General features: G+C 69.1%; 20 protein-coding genes. 11 read left to right on the top strand and 9 right to left on the bottom strand.

The annotated features are described in order from the left end of the window. The first annotated feature begins 19 nt into the window (after positions 1 to 19). Together NL126_RS00580 and katG are read left to right on the top strand one after the other, a co-directional pair. On the top strand, positions 20 to 1,087 hold the full coding sequence (locus NL126_RS00580) for an aldo/keto reductase (RefSeq protein WP_255196955.1): 1,068 nt from the start codon (positions 20 to 22) through the stop codon (positions 1,085 to 1,087). A 162-nt stretch (positions 1,088 to 1,249) separates the two neighbouring features. Further along, the gene (gene katG / locus NL126_RS00575; RefSeq protein WP_255196954.1) at positions 1,250 to 3,388 is read left to right on the top strand and encodes a catalase/peroxidase HPI; all 2,139 of its coding nucleotides are present in this window, start codon (positions 1,250 to 1,252) and stop codon (positions 3,386 to 3,388) included. 60 nt (positions 3,389 to 3,448) lie between these two features. Here the strand turns inward: katG and NL126_RS00570 are convergent, their stop codons facing one another. Together NL126_RS00570 and NL126_RS00565 are read right to left on the bottom strand one after the other, a co-directional pair. Continuing rightward, a complete protein-coding gene (locus tag NL126_RS00570) occupies positions 3,449 to 4,627 on the bottom strand; it encodes a serine hydrolase domain-containing protein (protein ID WP_255196953.1) in 1,179 nt (392 codons plus the stop codon). Continuing rightward, positions 4,627 to 5,493: an alpha/beta fold hydrolase gene (locus tag NL126_RS00565; RefSeq protein ID WP_255196952.1), complete on the bottom strand. Its 867-nt coding sequence runs from the start codon at positions 5,491 to 5,493 to the stop codon at positions 4,627 to 4,629. Before NL126_RS00565 ends, NL126_RS00570 begins: the two co-directional genes overlap by 1 nt. Before the next feature lie 117 nt (positions 5,494 to 5,610). On the opposite strand from NL126_RS00565, the gene NL126_RS00560 reads away from it, so the two are divergent. Continuing rightward, positions 5,611 to 6,300, top strand: coding sequence for a hypothetical protein (locus NL126_RS00560; RefSeq protein ID WP_255196951.1), 690 nt, complete (start codon positions 5,611 to 5,613; stop codon positions 6,298 to 6,300). Between the two features lie 51 nt (positions 6,301 to 6,351). Here the strand turns inward: NL126_RS00560 and NL126_RS00555 are convergent, their stop codons facing one another. After that, positions 6,352 to 6,831: a halocyanin domain-containing protein gene (locus tag NL126_RS00555; protein WP_255196950.1), complete on the bottom strand. Its 480-nt coding sequence runs from the start codon at positions 6,829 to 6,831 to the stop codon at positions 6,352 to 6,354. Between the two features lie 9 nt (positions 6,832 to 6,840). Beyond that, a complete protein-coding gene (locus NL126_RS00550) occupies positions 6,841 to 7,272 on the bottom strand; it encodes a DUF7475 family protein (protein ID WP_255196949.1) in 432 nt (143 codons plus the stop codon). Positions 7,273 to 7,625: 353 nt separating this feature from the next. Here NL126_RS00550 and NL126_RS00545 point away from each other — a divergent pair, with 353 nt between their 5' ends. After that, positions 7,626 to 8,426, top strand: coding sequence for a helix-turn-helix transcriptional regulator (locus NL126_RS00545; protein WP_255196948.1), 801 nt, complete (start codon positions 7,626 to 7,628; stop codon positions 8,424 to 8,426). 9 nt (positions 8,427 to 8,435) lie between these two features. Here the strand turns inward: NL126_RS00545 and NL126_RS00540 are convergent, their stop codons facing one another. Next, positions 8,436 to 8,606: an HVO_0758 family zinc finger protein gene (locus NL126_RS00540; RefSeq protein WP_255196947.1), complete on the bottom strand. Its 171-nt coding sequence runs from the start codon at positions 8,604 to 8,606 to the stop codon at positions 8,436 to 8,438. 131 nt (positions 8,607 to 8,737) lie between these two features. Here NL126_RS00540 and NL126_RS00535 point away from each other — a divergent pair, with 131 nt between their 5' ends. From NL126_RS00535 to NL126_RS00520, 4 genes are read left to right on the top strand one after another with little or no spacing between them, the layout of a single operon-like run. Beyond that, positions 8,738 to 9,877: an MFS transporter gene (locus NL126_RS00535; RefSeq protein WP_434084175.1), complete on the top strand. Its 1,140-nt coding sequence runs from the start codon at positions 8,738 to 8,740 to the stop codon at positions 9,875 to 9,877. A gap of 29 nt (positions 9,878 to 9,906) precedes the next feature. Next, the gene (locus tag NL126_RS00530) at positions 9,907 to 10,998 is read left to right on the top strand and encodes a glycosyltransferase family protein (RefSeq protein ID WP_255196944.1); all 1,092 of its coding nucleotides are present in this window, start codon (positions 9,907 to 9,909) and stop codon (positions 10,996 to 10,998) included. Continuing rightward, entirely contained in the window at positions 10,995 to 11,468 is a 474-nt protein-coding gene (locus tag NL126_RS00525; RefSeq protein ID WP_255196943.1) for a DUF7109 family protein, read from the top strand. Before NL126_RS00530 ends, NL126_RS00525 begins: the two co-directional genes overlap by 4 nt. 24 nt (positions 11,469 to 11,492) lie before the next feature. Beyond that, complete coding sequence (locus tag NL126_RS00520; RefSeq protein ID WP_255196942.1) at positions 11,493 to 12,092, top strand: NUDIX hydrolase; 600 nt, start codon at positions 11,493 to 11,495, stop codon at positions 12,090 to 12,092. Between the two features lie 12 nt (positions 12,093 to 12,104). Here the strand turns inward: NL126_RS00520 and NL126_RS00515 are convergent, their stop codons facing one another. Next, positions 12,105 to 12,395: a hypothetical protein gene (locus NL126_RS00515; protein ID WP_255196941.1), complete on the bottom strand. Its 291-nt coding sequence runs from the start codon at positions 12,393 to 12,395 to the stop codon at positions 12,105 to 12,107. Between the two features lie 190 nt (positions 12,396 to 12,585). Between NL126_RS00515 and NL126_RS00510 the strand changes: the two genes are divergently transcribed. Both NL126_RS00510 and NL126_RS00505 read left to right on the top strand, forming a co-directional pair. Next, entirely contained in the window at positions 12,586 to 13,362 is a 777-nt protein-coding gene (locus NL126_RS00510; protein WP_255196940.1) for a DUF7388 family protein, read from the top strand. Positions 13,363 to 13,392: 30 nt separating this feature from the next. Next, positions 13,393 to 14,523, top strand: a complete 1,131-nt coding sequence (locus NL126_RS00505) for an NAD(P)/FAD-dependent oxidoreductase (RefSeq protein ID WP_255196939.1) — start codon at positions 13,393 to 13,395, stop codon at positions 14,521 to 14,523. 6 nt (positions 14,524 to 14,529) lie between these two features. Here NL126_RS00505 and NL126_RS00500 read toward each other — a convergent pair whose 3' ends face one another. After that, positions 14,530 to 15,066: an Hsp20/alpha crystallin family protein gene (locus NL126_RS00500; protein WP_255196938.1), complete on the bottom strand. Its 537-nt coding sequence runs from the start codon at positions 15,064 to 15,066 to the stop codon at positions 14,530 to 14,532. Continuing rightward, a complete protein-coding gene (locus tag NL126_RS00495; protein WP_255196937.1) occupies positions 15,063 to 15,221 on the bottom strand; it encodes a DUF7559 family protein in 159 nt (52 codons plus the stop codon). The genes NL126_RS00500 and NL126_RS00495 overlap by 4 nt, the downstream gene beginning before the upstream one ends. An 80-nt stretch (positions 15,222 to 15,301) precedes the next feature. Between NL126_RS00495 and NL126_RS00490 the strand changes: the two genes are divergently transcribed. Continuing rightward, positions 15,302 to 16,108, top strand: coding sequence for a DUF429 domain-containing protein (locus tag NL126_RS00490; protein WP_255196936.1), 807 nt, complete (start codon positions 15,302 to 15,304; stop codon positions 16,106 to 16,108). Here the strand turns inward: NL126_RS00490 and NL126_RS00485 are convergent. Beyond that, on the bottom strand, positions 16,105 to 16,941 hold the full coding sequence (locus NL126_RS00485) for a VOC family protein (protein ID WP_255196935.1): 837 nt from the start codon (positions 16,939 to 16,941) through the stop codon (positions 16,105 to 16,107). The two genes, NL126_RS00490 and NL126_RS00485, sit on opposite strands and share 4 nt — an antisense overlap. Positions 16,942 to 17,013 lie beyond the last annotated feature (72 nt).

The following is a 17,013-nucleotide window of genomic DNA, read 5'->3' as shown; positions in this document are numbered from 1 at the left end:
GCGGGTGTGTACGACGGGTATGGCCACCCGTGACGCGACGTGGGCGTACCGGAACCGCTTCCACGAGTCGTTCGCCCGCACCTACTTCCGCCGCTTCGCGGACGGACTCGTCTCCTCCATCGGCGTCGGGACCTATCTCGGGGATCCGACCGGCGCCGTGGACGAGCGCTATCACGACGCGCTCGTCGAGGCGTTCGAGTCCGGCATCAACGTCGTCGACACCGCCATCAACTACCGGTGTCAGCGCTCCGAGCGGGTCGTCGGTCGCGCCATCGAGGACGCCGACGTCGACCGGGAGGAACTGCTCGTGGCGACGAAAGGTGGGTTCGTCCCGTTCGACGGGTCGCGCCCGGCCGACCCCGGCGCGTACGTCCGCGAGGAGTACGGCGACTACGAGTTCGTCCGCGGCAACTGTCTCCACGCCGAATACATCGACGACCAGTTCGACCGCTCGCTCGGAAACCTCGACCTCGACACCATCGACCTCTACTACCTCCACAACCCCGAAACCCAGCTCGAAGCCCACAGTCGCGAGCGAGTGTACGAGCTGCTGGAGTCGGCGTTCGAGACGCTCGAGCGGCGGGTCGCGGCGGACGAGCTGCGACACTACGGGGTGGCGACGTGGAACGCCTTCCGCGTCCCCGAGACGGCCGACGACCACCTCTCGATCCCGGAGGTGGTCCGCCGGGCCCGCGCGGCCGCCGACACCGTGGGCAACCCGTCGACGAGCTTCCGGGCGATTCAGCTCCCGTTCAACGTCCACATGGCCGACGCGTTCACCACGGCCGCTCACGACGGCCCCGAGGGCACACAGAGCGCCCTCTGGTTCGCCCAGGAGGCGGGGATCGACGTGTTCACGAGCGCCTCCATCCTGCAGGGCGACCTCGCCGACGGGCTCCCGGAGGCCGTCGCCGCGAAGCTCGAGGGCGACACCGCCGCGCAACGGGCCATCAACTTCGCGCGCTCGGCACCGGGCGTCACCTGCGCGCTCGTCGGGATGAGCTCGCCCGAGCACGTCGCCGAGAACGTCGCCGCCGGGACGTTCCCACCACTGGGCGCGGACGCGTTCGACGCGGTGTTCGAGTAGTCGGGGCAGCTCTGTTGGGGGTGCTCGGCTGGCGTGGTGCACCCAGCCATCGAGTAGACTGCGTATAATAGTTCACAACGTGGAAAGAAATCTTCTGTTGCCGGGAAGTCCTCTTTTTCGAAGTAGATAATCTTAACAGGCGAAGGCGGCAATTGTCCGAGCATGCAGGGACGCAACTACGACTGGTGGCCGAACCAGTTGAACCTGAAGATCCTCGACCAGAACGCCCGCGACGTCGGGCCGATGGACGAGTCGTTCGACTACGCGGAGGCGTTCGAGTCGCTCGACCTCGATGCCGTGAAGGCGGACATCGAGGAGGTGATGACGACGTCACAGGACTGGTGGCCGGCCGACTACGGGCACTACGGCCCGCTGTTCATCCGGATGGCGTGGCATAGCGCCGGGACGTACCGGACGAGCGACGGGCGTGGCGGCGCGGGCGGTGGCCAACAGCGCTTCGCGCCCGTCAACAGCTGGCCCGACAACGCGAACCTCGACAAGGCGCGCCGACTGCTCTGGCCGGTCAAGCAGAAGTACGGCCGCAGTCTCTCGTGGGCCGACCTGCTAATCCTGGCCGGGAACGTCGCGCTGGAGTCGATGGGATTCGAGACGTTCGGCTTCGCCGGTGGCCGCGAGGACGCCTGGGAGCCCGACGACTCCGTCTGGTGGGGTCCCGAGGAAGAGTGGGAGGCGAACGAGCGGTTCGACGAACCGGGCGGCATCCAGGACGGCCTCGGCGCCAGCGTCATGGGCCTCATCTACGTGAACCCCGAGGGGCCGGACGGCCAACCCGACCCCGAGGCGTCCGCGAAGAACATCCGGCAGACGTTCGACCGGATGGCGATGAACGACGAGGAGACGGTCGCGCTCATCGCCGGCGGCCACACGTTCGGGAAGGTTCACGGCGCGGACTCCGGTGAGAACCTCGGTCCCGAGCCGGAGGCAGCTCCCATCGAGGACCAGGGTCTCGGCTGGGAGAACAGCTTCGGCGAAGGCAAGGGCGCCGACACCATCACCAGCGGTATCGAGGGACCGTGGACCAGCAACCCGATCCAGTGGGACATGGGCTACCTCGAGAACCTGTTCGAGCACGAGTGGGAACCGCACAAGGGTCCCGGCGGCGCGTGGCAGTGGATGCCAACGGACGAGTCCGCTGTCGAGCCCGCCCCGGACGCGCACGACTCGTCGAAGGAGCAGACCCCGATGATGCTCACGACGGACATCGCGCTCAAGAAGGACCCCGACTACCGGGAGATCGCGAAGCGCTACCAGGAGAACCCGCCGGAGATGATGCAGGCGTTCGCGAAGGCCTGGTACAAGCTGACCCACCGCGACATGGGGCCGCCGTCCCGCTTCCTCGGCCCTGAGGTCCCGGACGAGGAGATGCTGTGGCAGGACCCGCTTCCCGACGCCGACTACGGGCTGGTCGGCGAGGAGGAGGTCGCCACGCTCAAACAGGAGCTTCTCGACTCGGACCTCTCGGTCTCGCAGCTGGTCAAGACGGCGTGGGCGGCGGCGTCGACGTACCGCGACAGCGACAAGCGCGGTGGCGCGAACGGCGCGCGCATCCGTCTCGACCCGCAGCAGGGCTGGGAGGTGAACGAGCCGGAGCAGCTGGCGAGCGTGCTGGAGACGCTCGAGGACATCCAGGCGGAGTTCAACGGCTCGCGGTCCGACGGCACGAAGGTCTCGCTCGCCGACCTCATCGTGCTGGGCGGCAACGCCGCCATCGAGCAGGCGGCAGCCGACGCCGGCTACGACGTTGAGGTTCCGTTCGAACCGGGGCGCGTGGACGCCTCGCAGGAGCAGACCGACGTCGAGTCGTTCGAGGCGCTCAAGCCGACGGCCGACGGGTTCCGCAACTACCTCGGCGACGAGGCCGAAGCGCCGGCCGAGGAACTGCTGGTCGACAGGGCCGAGCTACTGAACCTCACGGCACCCGAGATGACGGTCCTCGTCGGCGGCATGCGCACGCTGGGTGCGACCTACGAGGGGTCGGACCGCGGCGTGTTCACCGACGAGCCGGAGACGCTCTCCAACGACTTCTTCGTGAACCTGCTCTCGATGGACACGGAGTGGGAGCCGGTCTCGGACGCCGAGAACGTGTACGAGGGCCGCGACCGCGAGACGGGCGAGGTCGAGTGGGAGGCCACTCGCGTCGACCTCGTCTTCGGGTCGAACTCCCGGCTCCGCGCGCTCGCGGAAGCCTACGCCTGTGACGACGCCGAGGAACAGTTCGTCCACGACTTCGTGGACGCGTGGGCGAAGGTCATGCGGCTCGACCGCTTCGACCTCGAGTAACCTCGGTCGACTGCCGCGGGTCGACTCCCGTGGCTGACCGCTCGCGACGCGTCTCTGTCCTCACCCGAGACACTGATACACCGCGTCCCGGACTGCGACCTCTCGGGGGTCGTCTTTGAGGTGGACGCCGAACCGGTTCGGTGCGTACGCGAACCCGAGTGCTTCGTCGGGGTCGGCGAACGCGAACATCCCGCCGGCACCGGGCGTCCCGAACGCCCGGTCCGACCGCCCGAACTGGAAGTTGTCGTGCGGTTTCGAGTAGCCCATCCCGTATCTCGTCTCGATTTTGATGACGAGGTCTTTCAGGCCGCCGGTGGGTGGCGCCGGAACCGTGGTCAGCGCGTCCATCGTCCGCTCGTCGAGCCCGAGCTGTGGCGCGCCCATCGAGAGGTCGCCGTAGAGCTTCGCCATCGACCGGACGGTACCGACCCCATTTGCAGACGGAATCTCGACAGAGCGGAACCCCGGGGCGGTGGGGTCGCCCGGCGGCGTGGCGTCGAGACAGTTGAGCGCCCGGCTGGTTATCGACCGCGGATAGAGCAGGGCGAGGACGAACCGCGGCGGCATCGTATCGAGGTTCCGTAACAGCGTCACGGGCCGGAACTTGTCGAGTTCGGCCACGCGGTCGGCTGGGGTGTCCTCGGGGAGGCCGACGGAGAACTCGAGGTCGAGCGGCGCGGCGACCTCCTCCGCGAAGTACTGACCCAGCGTCCGGCCGTCGATGTGGCGGAGCAGCTCGCTCGCGTACCAACCGAGCGAGAACGCGTGGTAGCCGTGGCGTGTGCCGGGAATCCAGTCGGGCTCCTTGGCTGCCAGCAGGTCCGAGAGGTGCTCGGTGTCGGCGATCTCCTCGGGGGTCAGCCGGTGGTCGAGCGCCGCGAGGCCCGCCTGGTGACTCAGGAGCTGTTCGACCGTAATTTCAGTCTTGCCGTGCTGGCCAAACGCCGGCCAGTGATCGGCGATGCGGTCGTCGAGGTCGAACAGGCCCCGCGAGTGCGCGAGGGCGATGGCCGCCGCGGTCATCCCCTTCGTCCCCGAGATGACGTGGACCATCGTGTCCGCCTCCCAGGGCGACTCGGCGGCGAGGTCTCGGTAGCCGCCCCAGATGTCGACCACCTTCTCCCCGTGGTGGTAGACGGCGCAGGCGGCGCCGAGCTCGTTCCGGCTCCGGAAGTTCTCCGCGAACGCCGCCACGACGGGCTCGAACCCGTCGTCGACGGTGCCGTCGACGACCGGCATCAGCGACTCCGTTCCACGAGCGTTCGTACCGCGTCGGTGAAGAACGCGGGGTTGTCCCAGCTCGACCCGTGGCCCGCGTCGGGGACGACTGCGAACTCCGCCCCCTCGATGCGCTCGGCGAGGTGGTTAGCCATCCGCTTCATCGGTGCGGGCTCGTGCTCGCCGACGAGAACGACCGTCGGCACGCGGATGGCTGCGGCGTCGAAGTCGCGCTTCGTGAATCGGAGTATGGCGCCGATACCCTTCCGGAACTCGCTGCCTGCCATCGTCGGGCCGTCCTCGACCAGCCCCTCGTGGAATTCGGCGTTGCCGACCATGCCTGGGGCGAGTCGCTCCCCGACCCAGATCTGGACGGCGTTGAGCCGTTTGTAGCCGACGACGTGACTCAGCGCCGAGAACAGCAGGAGGTGCGGCATGGCGAGCCCCCCACCGACGGGCAGCGCCCCCGGCGTGAACGTGTCCGAGAGCACGAGCCCCGATAGCTTCTCGGGGTACCGTGCGGCGTACGCCTGCGCGATCATCCCGCCCATCGAGAGCCCGCAGACGACGGGCCGGTCGAGGTCGAGGGCGGTGACGAGGGCGTCGAGGTCCGCCGCGAGCAGCTCGGCGTCGTAACGGGGCTCGTCACTTCGTCCCGTCTGTCCGTGGCCCCGCACGTCGTAGGTGACGACCGTGTAATCGTCGGCGAGGGCCTCGACCTGCGGTGCCCACATTCGGGTGTCCATGAGGAAGCCGTGGACGAACACGATGGCTGGCCCCGACCCCTGGCGCTCGTAGTACGTCCGGACGCCGTTGGTGGCGACGAACCCGGATTCGACGTCGGATTCGGGTCGCGCGGTTCCCGACTCCTGGACCTCTCGATTCATGCGCATCGTACGCGCGCTCGGAAGATAACCCTACGCGATGACAGCTTTTCACCGGCTGAAATTCCAAGGCAGTCTCACGCGTGGGTTTTTCCGCCGTGGCGGTGAATCGCTCGGCCGATGGGTCGCTTCGAGCACAGTGGGAGTCCGCGGTACCGGTACTCGGCCCTGCTCGCAGCGGCGGTGAATCTCGTGCTCGCCGTCCCGATGGCCGCGGCGTGGCACTACACGGGGCCGACGACCGACTGGACGGCGGCCGCCCCGATTCCACGCCTCGTCGGGCCGGTGTTGGCGGCCGCAGGGGCGCTCTCGGTCCCGGGGTCGCTGTCGGCGTACTACGTCTACGGCCGACCGTTCGTCCTCGTGTACGCGCTCCTCCTCGTCGGCGTGGTCGGCTTCCATCGGACGTATGCCCGCGGCGGGAGCCGAGTGGTCACGGGTAGCTTCGGTGTCACCGTCCTGGGACTTCTCGTGGCCCTCTGTGGGGACGTGGCTGCCTACTGGGGTGGACGCGGAACTGGGTTCACCCCCGTCCAGAGCGGGGGGTTCGCGGTCGAGCTCGTCGGACTGCTCGGGGTCGTCCTCGCGACGAGTCTGTACGGTGTCGCGCTGGCCCGCATGGGGCTGGTCGCTCGCCGGGTCGCGTGGCTTCTCGGTCTCTCGGCGCCGCTCGCCGTCGCCGGGACGCTCGCGTTCGGCTACGTCCCGCACGGGACGGTACTCCCGCTGGCGGTCGTCTGGGCGGTGCTGGCGCTCGTCGACCGCCGGAGGGTGCGCCCGCCCGGTAGTGGCGTTTCGGAATCGTTGTAAAAACCATCAGAATCGTTGTAAAAACCAGCCAGTTCGCTCGCGTCGCCAGCGTCACGCGGTGACGACGACGGCCCCCTTCATCCCCATGCCGCGGTGCGGGGTGCAGTAGTACTTGTAGACGCCCGGGGTGTCGAACGTGTGGGTGAACGTCGTGCCGGCGCGGTCGGTGTACGGCGAGCGGAACGCGCCGTCGAGCGCGACCACGTCGTGGGTGCCCCCGTTCCCCGACCACTCCCAGGTGACGGTCGTGCCCGGGGAGACGCCGACGGCGGCGGGCGCGAAGCTGAAGTGGCCCAGCGAGTCCTTCGCGCCGACGGTCACGGTGACCGCGGGCTCACCGCGGGCGTCGCGGGTCCCACGGTAGTTGCGAACGTCGTTGAACCAGCCGTCGTACGCCGGTTCGGTCGGGAGGTGGCCGGGCGTCGGCTCGGGGGTCCTGGCCGTCCCGCGGGTACAGCCTGCGAGCGCGCTCGCGAGCGCGAGCGCGCCGACGGCCTGCAGATAGCTGCGGCGAGTCGTGTGCATGGTCATACGGCTCACCTACCGACCCGTCGCGACGGCCGCGACGGAGCTGGTGTCGGTCGGTCGCTCGACGGCCCGCTTCGCGCGGCGCTCGATCACGAACAGGTACGCGAGCGCGACGACGAGCGCCACCTCGACGGTCTTGTCGAAGACGCCGAGCGCGAAGTCGGGCATCCCGAGGGCGACCCACGCGACGATTTGGACGGCCGTGAACGGGACGCCCACGACGTACAGGACGCGGCGGTTCACGCCGGCGACGAGCAGGACGACGGCGCCGAGGAAGCCGAGGCCCGCGAGTAGGAACGGGAGGAACCCCTGTGCCACGTAGAGGTACAGGTGGACGACGCCCGTGGTGAGCGCGAGGCCGATAGCGACCCAGTGCAGGCGGGTCAACGGTTCGTCGCGCGAGGCGAGGGCGATGCGACCGATAGAACGGGTGGTTTCTGCCATGGCAGATATATGGGGTGTCTGAGGAGATAATCACTTCTCGTGACACGTTTTCGAGCCGTGACCGACTTTCACGCCGTGAAACGTTCCTGGCTCGAGTGCGCTCAATTCGACCGAACCCGGCGAATCAGCGTCGGAAGGGTCGACGCGGGTGTATCCTCTGCGGACACGTCTAGTGGTGGCATGAATACTGTACTGAATCGGATAGGTGTGGCGTCGCCGCTCGGCGTCGCCTGGTGCGCCGTCCCACTCCCATGCTCCGTGCCCGTGCCGAAGTGTGAGTCGACGCCTGACCCGCGCTCTCCGACCTGGTTCGTCGTCGGTCTTTATCCGCTCACCTGTCGTCTCACTCACCAATGCCACCGAAGACGCCGCTCGACGACCTCGAGTTCCTGGCGAGTTCCGGCAATCGGGTGGAGGTCCTGGAGACCCTCGCGACCGAGCCCGCCACCCGAGCAGCGTTGCACGAGCGGACGGGTATCTCGCAGCCGACGCTCGGCCGCATCCTCGAGGGGTTCGAGACGCGGGGATGGATTCGCAAGACCGGACAGCAGTACCGGCTTAGCCGCCTCGGCACCCTGCTGGCCGAGGAACTGGCCCGACTGCTGGACACGGTCGACACGATTCAGCGTCTGACGGAGCTCGAATCACAGCTCCCGACCGACGAGATGGCGTTCGACTTCCGCGAGTTCCGCGACGCGACGGTCACGGTTCCCCGCTCTCCCGACGTGTTCGCCCACATCCGACGAGCCGAAGCGCTCATCGAGGCCGCCGACTCGGTCCGGACGCTGACCGGGAACATGTATCTGGACGCGATTCCGAAACAGCGTACCCTCGTCCTGGAGCAGGGCCAGATTCAGGAGGTCGTCATCTCGGCGGCCGCGTTCGACGCCGCAATCTCACATCCCGAGGCGGTGTCGTGGATGCGCGACGTGCTCGCGGCGGAGAACATGAGTACCTATCGCTACGAGGGGGCGGTGCCGTTCTCCATCGGGCTGGTCGACGACACCGCGCTCATCCTCCCGTACGACGACCACAGCGTCCCGTGTGCGCTCATCGAGACGGAGAACGAGACCATCCGTGAGTGGGTCGAGACGACGATCGACGCGTACCGCGACCGCGCGACCCGCGTCACGGTCGACGACCTGCCCAGCTAGTCGAGTGGGCTATCCGACCTGTTTGTACTCGCGGCCGCAGTCGGGGCAGTGCCGCACCTTGAACACCTCGTCGGGGTCGTTGCGGGTTTTGAGCCGCTCGTTGCAGTGGGCGCAGATGAGTCGCTCGTAGGTGTCCTTCTCGATATCGCCTGCGCGTAATCCCTGCCGAACGGTATCCATGGCAGGTGGTAGAGGGGGTGGGGTAAAAATACCGACGACCGTTCTCGGCGGCGGCGTTCCGTGTCCCTCAAGCCAACCGAGTGTGAACATCACGTGTGTCCCGCCGGCACCTGTTCGTCTCCCTCTGCTCGATGGTGTTCCTCGTGAACTTCGGGCGGGTGGTGTTTGCACCCCTCCTGGAGCCCCTCGCGGCGGACTTCGGCGTCACGGTCGGCTCGCTCGGCGTCGTCGCGAGCGCCGCGTGGGTCGGCTCTGCGCTTCCACGGGTGCCGACCGGCTGGCTGCTGACGAAGACGACGCGCGCTCGTGTCGTCGCCGGCGCGGGTGGCGTCCTGTTCACGGCGGCGCTCCTCACCGCGTTCGCGCCCACGATTCCCCTCCTGACCGTCGGCGCGTTCCTGATGGGACTCGCCAGCGGCGCGTACTTCATCGCCGCGAACCCCCTCGTCTCGGAGCTGTTCCCGTCGATGGTTGGCCGGATGCTCGGCATCCACGGGATGGCCTCGCAGTTGGCGGCCGCGGGCGCCGCAGTCATCGTCACGGTCATCCTCTTCGTGGGGGACTGGCAGCTGACCTTCCTCGTCGTCGCCGTTGCGGCGGCGCTCGCCACCGCCGGCTTCGTCGTGGCAGCCCGCCAGGCGACACTCCCCGACGCGGGGACGCAGGACCGCGACCTCCTCGGGGCGACGCGCGCGCAGTGGCACATCGTCGCCACGGGAATCGTCGTCGTCGGCACCGTCGGCTTCGTCTGGAACGGCCTGTTCAACTTCTACCCGACGTACATGCGGGTGAAGGGACTGGAGCCGGCAACGGCCGACCTCATGCTCTCCGTGCTGTTCGGCGCGGGCGTCCCCGCCTTCCTCGTGACGGCTCGGCTCGCCGACCGCATTCCGAACGTTCCGCTGTTACTCGGCGTGGTGGTCGCGTTCGCGACGAGCCTCCTGCTGTTGACCGTGACGACGGGACTGTGGCCGCTCGTCGCGGTGACGGCGCTCGTCGGGTACGTCATCCACGCCATGTTCCCGGCGGCCGACACCTACCTGCTCGCGTCGCTCCCGGACCACCACCGGGCGTCGGCGTACACGGCGTACAGCGCCGTGGCGATGCTCGTACAAGCGGGCGGAAGCGCCGTCGTCGGCTGGCTCGCCGACTCGGGGGTCGCCTTCGACGCGCTGTTCGGCGTCGCCGGCGGCGCGCTCGTGGTCGTGTTCCTCTGTCTCGTCGGCCTCCACGCGACTGACCGGCTCCCGGCTGGCCGCGTCCCCACGTGATTTAGGGTCGGCTCCCCTACTCGCTGGTAATGGAGTACGTCCAGGAGCGCATCGCCACGCTGCACGACTTCACCGACCCGGTTCCCGACGCACCGACCGACGAGGCGGCGGTCGTCGTTCCGATGACCGAGCGGGAACACGCGTCGCTCGCCGCCGAGCGAGTGTTCACAGCGCTCGAAGCGGTCGACCCCGGGCGAGTGGTCGTCGCGCTCCGTGCCGACGCCGAGCAGGCCCCCGGCGTGGCTGACTGGCTCGCCGAGTTCGACCTTGCCCTCGATGTCCTGTGGTGCGACGCGCCCGGCGTGGCCACGCTCCTCGCCGACCACGGGCTCGATGGTGCCCGCGGGAAGGGCCGGGACGTGTGGCTCGCGCTCGGTGTCGCGGCCGACGCCGCCGAGTACGTCGTCGTCCACGACGCGGACACGAAAACCTACTCGGAGCGGCACGTCGCCCGGCTGCTGTTTCCGCTCGCTCACGACTTCTCGTTCGCGAAGGGCTACTACGCCCGCGTCGAGAACGGCCGACTCTACGGCCGACTCTTTCGGCTGTTCTACGCCCCGCTCGTCCGGGCGCTCGCCGACGCCCACGACGCGCCGGTCCTCGACTATCTGGCAGCGTTCCGCTACGCACTCGCCGGGGAGTTCGCCGCGACGAGCGCGGTCGCCCGCTCGCTCCGGGTACAGCGCGGCTGGGGACTCGAAGTCGGGACGCTCGGCGACGCCTTCGACGCTGCGGGGGTCGACGGGACTGCACAGGTCGACCTCGGGCGTCACGAACACGACCACCGGGCGGTCTCGGGGCCGGCGGGCCTCTCGACGATGAGTGAGGAGGTCGGCGCCGCGCTCCTCCACGTCGTCGAGGAGGGTGGCGTCGTGCCCGACTACGGCACGCTGCCCGAACGCTACCGGGAGGCCGCCGGATCGCTCATCGACGGCTACGCGCTCGACGCGGCGTTCAACGGGCTCGCGTACGACCGGGGCGACGAGCGTGCGCAGGTCGACGCCTACGCCGAGGCGATTCGCCCGCCCGAGACCGACACGCGACTGCCGGCGTGGGCCGACGCACCCATTACCCCCGGCGCGGTACTCGACGCCGCCGCCGACGCGCTGCGGACGCTATGAACCTCACTCCCGACGACATCGCGGGCATCGTCGACCTGTTCGGCGCGCTGACCCGCTCGGAGCTCGATTCGGCCCTCGATGAACTCGCCTACCGGCAGGACGCCGACGTGCCCGACGGCGCCGTGGACGAGGCGCTCGACGCCTACGCGGTCGTCGCGTTCGACCGTGACGACGGGTCGTATCTCGCGGTCGGGCCCGCAGCGTTTCCCACCCTTCCGGAGGGCGCGGTCGACCTCCCGCACATCCTCGATGTCGACCCACGCGCCCCGGACCGTGCGGCGCTCGCTAACGCGGTCGAGTCCCGGTTCCGCGGGGACGTGGCCCGCGCCGTCGCCGCGGACGACGACGCCGAGATTCGGCGCCTGCTCGACGTGAGCTACGACCTGGAGGCGTGGGGTCCCGTCGAACTGGGCGAACTCCGCACGCGACTCGACGACGCGCTCGCGGCCGACCGCGAGGGAGCGAACTAAGAGCCGTCGGTTCCTCCACCGCGTATGGACCTCTCGCGGGTCGCCGCCCACGAGCCCGTCGCCGTCACCGACGAGCAGCGGGAGGCGGCGGTGCTCGTCCCCGTAATCGAGCACGCCGGCGACCCTCACCTCCTGTTCATCAAGCGCGCGGACCACCTCGGCGAGCACGCCGGTCAGATGTCGTTCCCGGGTGGCGGCCGCGAACCCTCGGACGACGACCTGCTGCAGACGGCGCTCCGCGAGTGCCGTGAGGAGGTCGGGATGCACACCGACGCGGTCGACGTGGTGGGCCGCATCGACGACATCCGGACCGTCACGCGCTACTCCGTACGGCCGTTCGTCGCCCGTGTCCCCGACCAGGAGTGGATCCCCGACGGCCGCGAGGTCGCCGAAATCGCCCTGCTCTCGCTCACGGACCTCATGGACCTCGACAACTACGAAAGCGAGCGCCGCGACCACCCGCACTACGGCGACATCCGCATCCACTTCTTCCGCGTCGACGGCTTCACCGTCTGGGGCGCCACGGGGCGGATGCTCGCGCAGTTCCTCGAACTCGCGACTGGCTGGGAGATGCCCGCACAGGTGGACCGGGTCGTCGACCCCGACGCCGACTTCCCGGTGTAACCGAACGACGCGTTACCCATCCTGCCCGATCCCGGCCGACTCGTCCGGATTCGGCTGCCCCTCCGAGGGCCTGTTCGAAAAGAAGTAGCTCGAAAGTAGGTGGGCGACCCCAACCGAGATTATTGGCGTCATGGCGTACACCAGTAGTACCTCGACCCAGAGCTCACCGAACAGCGTAAAGTCGAGGACGATGACGCCACCTGTGCCCGCGGCGTAAAATATCACTGCGGTGAGGAGAGCGAACGCCGCGAGGAGCCACAGAACGGCGTTTATCACTATTGCGTCGAGGACAATTCGTCTCATCGTCGAATCAGTTGGCAGGATTGCTGATGGTTATTGACGCGTTACCTCCCGTACCGATACCGGACGGAACTACTTACTCGTGACATGATGTGCCTAACGCGACCGGTCGTCGAGGACGAATCGCCACCCCCGGCAACGCTCGCGCAAAGCGAGAACTATTACCGTCGGAACCGATTCCACTTCACCACGAATGCTGACCGAGGAGTCGCCCGTCTCCCGCGCGGGCCTCGACGCGCTCGCGCTCAAGCCCAAGGAGCACGACCTCTCGCGAGCGGTGGACCTCCCGGTCGACACCGTCAACATCGACTACGAGGGGCACGCCCACTTCCCGAGCGACGCCGTCCTCGAAGCACTCGCCGCCGACAAGCGGGTGTTCGCCACGACGCCCGTCCGCGCCGACGGGTTCGACCCGCTCGGTGACGACTCCCACCTCCCGCTTCTCGAGGGCGTCGGGCGCGTGCTCGTCGCGGGACACGGCGCCTACCTCACCGAGACCGAGGCGACGAAGGCCATCGCCCCGCGCCTGCACGCCGCCCGCGAGACTGCCCCCGAGGCGTGGGTCGGCACCGAAGGTATCGAGCGGCTGGCGCTCGCCGCCGGCGGCACGCAGTACGAACTCCTCTCGCGTGGCACCGAACGGAGCGTCCGCGCGCTCCGCGCGGCGGGCTACGAGGGTCGACTCGCGGTGTACGCGCCGGTCGTGCTCGCCGCCGAAGAGACCGACATCCTCGACGCCGTCGGCGGCTACGCGGCTCGTCGCGGGCCGGTCGTCCGCGCGCTCCCCGAGGGCGCGTCGACCGACGGCACCGCGACAGGTCGCGCTCGTGAAGTGCTCTCCGAGGCCGTCCGCGACTACGCGCTCGTCGGCGACGCCGCGACCGTCCGCGAGCAGACGGACACGCTCCGCGAGGCGGGCGTCGACACCGTGGTCGGCTATCCCGCGCGCGGACTGGACGCGTTCTTCTAGCCTTTTCATCCCCCACCTCGAAGCCGAGGTATGAACGTCGCAGTCATCGGCGGTGGCGCCGTCGGGGTCACGCTGGCGTACGACCTCGCCGAGCGCGACGCCGACGTGACGCTGTACGAGGCCAACGAGATCGCTGCGGGGTCGAGCGGACGCGCATCAGGGCTCTGTTACGACGCCTTCTCGGACCGCCGTGACGCCGACCTCGGCGTGCGGGCGCTCGAACGCTTCCGCGAACTGTCGGGGGGTGGGAGCTTCTCGTTCACGGACTGTCCGTACGTCTGGCTCGCGCGCGAGCCACGGCCGGGTGACGAAGGCCGCGCCGAACAGCGTGCCGACGCCATCCGCGAGCACGTCGACCGGATGCGAGAGCACGGCCTCGACGTCTCGCTACTCTCGGGAGCCGACCTGCAGGAGCGGTTCCCGGAGGTCGTCGCCCACGACGTCGCGGTCGCCGCCGTCGCCGAGAACGCCGGCTACGTCGACCCCGAAGAGTACACGAACACGATGGCGCTGCTCGCGCGGATGAACGACGTCGAGATTCGAGAGGGAACGCCCGCGACCGTCACCGCCGACGGTGCGGTCGCGACCGGGGACGGGACCCACGACCACGACGCGGTCGTCGTCGCCGCCGGCGCACACACCCGCGACGTGGTCGCGGACGTGGCGCCCATCCCCGTGAAACCGTACCGGGTGCAGGCGCTCGTCACCGAGCGAATCGATGTCGAGCCGCCGATGCTGTTCGACGCGACGAACGGCTTCTACGTCCGTCCGTGGGAGGGCGGGCTGCTCGTCGGCGACGGCACCGAGGCCGTCGAACAGGACCCTGACGACTGGACGCGCGAGGCCGACGAGTCGTTCGTCACGGACTGTGCGATGTACCAGGAGCAGGCGCTAGGCTGGTCGTGGCCGACCGACCGCGCGTGGGCCGGGCTGTGTACGGCGACGCCCGACGGCGACCCGCTGGTCGGGGAACTCGCCGATGGCGTCTACGTCGCGACCGGCTGGCAGGGCCACGGGCTGATGCGTGCGCCGGCGGTGGCCGAGCGGCTCGCAGAACAGGTGCTCGGCGATGGAGACGGAATCGGCGGCTTCGACCCGTCGCGGTTCGACGGCGACGAGACGTTCGAGATCGTCGAGGGGATGGACGTCGAGAACCGCTAACGAAGGCTATTCGGGCTTCTCGTCGTCGCTCGGTTCGTCGTCCTCGGCCACGGCCGATTCGTCGGCGTCGTCGGCGTCGTCGGCCGGGGCGGCCGCTTCGACGCTCACGTCGCTGTCCTCGGTCGCCTCCTCGTCGTCCTCGTTGATGGCGACGGGGCCGTCGTCTGCGACCTTCGGCACCTCGACGCGGAGCGTGCCGTTCTTCGCCAGCGTCGCGTTCGCCGACCGCGGGTCGACGGCCGCGTCGTCGGGGAGCGGGGCCTTCCCGTCGAGCGTCAGGCCGCGGCCCGGAAACAGCATCTCGAACCCGTCGTGGAACTCGCGGAAGCGGTCGATGCGGACGCGGACGGTGCCGTCCTCGTAGCGCACCTGGATGTCCTCCATCTTCGCACCCGGGGCGTCGAACACGACGAGGTAGGCGTCGTCGCTCTCCAGCAGGTCCGAGGCGAGGGGCTTGCGCTCCTGCACGCGGGAGGCGACGCGGCCCACCCCGCCGAGAACGGCCTGCCCGACGGACTCGGTGAACTCGCGCAGTCCAGTCATGCGTGGACTTCCTCTAACCCGTCTGCCTGCCCACAGTAGGGGCAACGGAAGTCCGTCGCACCAGTCCCGTCGGGCATGTCGTACGTGTAGTGGAGTTCGAACATGTCCAGCTCACAGTCGGGTCGCGTACAGACGACCTCGAGCGTCTTCGGCATACCAGAACGTACACCGTCGCGACTATTCAACCCCTCGGCTGGCCAGCGTGCTTTTCCGGTACCGGGGTGTAGCTCGCGCCGTGCAGGTCCACGGCGTCGATTTCAGCGGCGCGGCCCGCGCCGGTGAGAAGATCTGGCTCGCCTCCGCGACCGACGACGGCGAGACGCTCCGCGTCGAGTCGGTCCGGTCGGCTGCCGAGGCGTTCGGTCCCGACCGCGAGACCGCCCACGCGGGCCTCCGCGAGTTCGTCGGCTCGCGCGACACCGACGAGGCCGTCGGCCTCGACTGCTCGTTCGGGCTTCCCCGTGGCGTTCACGACGCGGACTCGTGGCCCGCGTTCGTCGAGTGGTTCGCCGAGGCGTTCGACTCACCCGACGCCCTGCAGGGCGACCTCGCCGAACGCACCAAACGCCGGACGGGTGGCGAGCGGACCTACCTCAAACGGCGCACCGACGCCCGGACGGGGGCGCGCTCGCCGTACCACTGGCTCGTCGGCACCCAGACGTTCTACGGCATCCGGGACATCATCGCCCCGCTCGCCGACTGCGTGAGCATCGAGCCGCTGGCACCCAGAGCCGAGGCGGCGTCGCTGCTCGAAATCTACCCGGCGTCGACGCTCCGCGCGCTCGACCTCCCCAGTCAGCGGTACAAGAACGACGCGACGTACCCGGAGGCGCCGGCCCGCCGCGAGACCATCCTCGACGGGCTACGTGAGTGGGGCGTCGTCCTCGATGAGGAACTCGACGCTATCGTCCTCAACGATTCGGGCGGTGACGCGCTGGACTCGGTGGTCGCGGCGGTCGCGGTCGCCCGCGCCGCCCGGGATGACTTCGAGGTACGCGACCGCGACGCCTACGACCCCGTCGAGGGGTACATCTACGTCTAGCGCTCGGCTCGCACGCGCACCGGAATGTCGTCGGGGTCCGTGACCACGAACCCCTCGCCACGCTCGTCGACGGCGAGCCCCGCCTCGGTCGCGCGCTCGCGCACCGCACGGAGCGTCTCGTCGTCCGGCACCACGAACTCCCACTCGGCGAGCCCGCGGCTCGATAGGGGCTCGGTACAGTCGTTCCAGGTGTTGAGCCCGACGTGGTGGTGGTAGTCGCCGGCGGCGACGAACAGCGCGTCGGGTCGCCAGTCGTCGCGCACTCCGAACCCGAGCGTGTCGACGTAGAACGCTTCGGCGGCGTCGAGCGACGACACCTCCAGGTGGACGTGGCCGACGGTCGTCGTTGCGGGGACGTTCGTGGCGCCGTCGCTCTCGGCGGCGAGCGTGTCCAGATCGAGCGGGAGCGTGTCCATCTCGACGGTTCCCTGGGGCGTCGTCGACCACTCCTCGCGGGGACGGTCACGGTACACCTCGATGCCGTTGTCCTCGGGGTCGACGAGGTAGAGCGCCTCGCTGACCAGGTGGTCCGACGCCCCGTCGAGGAGCCAGCGGTTGGCCACACGTTCGAGCGCCGCACCGAGTGCGGTGCGGTCCGGCACCAGAAACGCGGTGTGGAACAGCCCGGACTCCTCCAGCGGGCGTTCGGGGGCGTCGGGGTCCGCAACGAGGTCGAGCAGCGGTTCGTCGCCGGCACCGAGCGTCACGCGGTCGTCTTCGCGGGCGAGTTCGTGGAGGCCGACGACGCGCTCGTAGAAGTGCGCCAGCCGGTCGAGGTCGTTCACGCGGAGCGTGACGCGGCCGACGTGGCTGGCGGCGGGAAGCGTGGACATAGCGGAGATTCGGCACGGCGGGACAAAAGGGGACAGGTAGCCCGCCTGTAATCACGTTACACGGGTTTCGGC

Source organism: Halorarius litoreus, from assembly GCF_024362405.1.
GTDB lineage: Archaea > Halobacteriota > Halobacteria > Halobacteriales > Haloarculaceae > Halorarius > Halorarius litoreus.
Note: the sequence above shows the minus strand (reverse complement) of the source record. Positions and strands in the feature narration are given on the sequence as shown.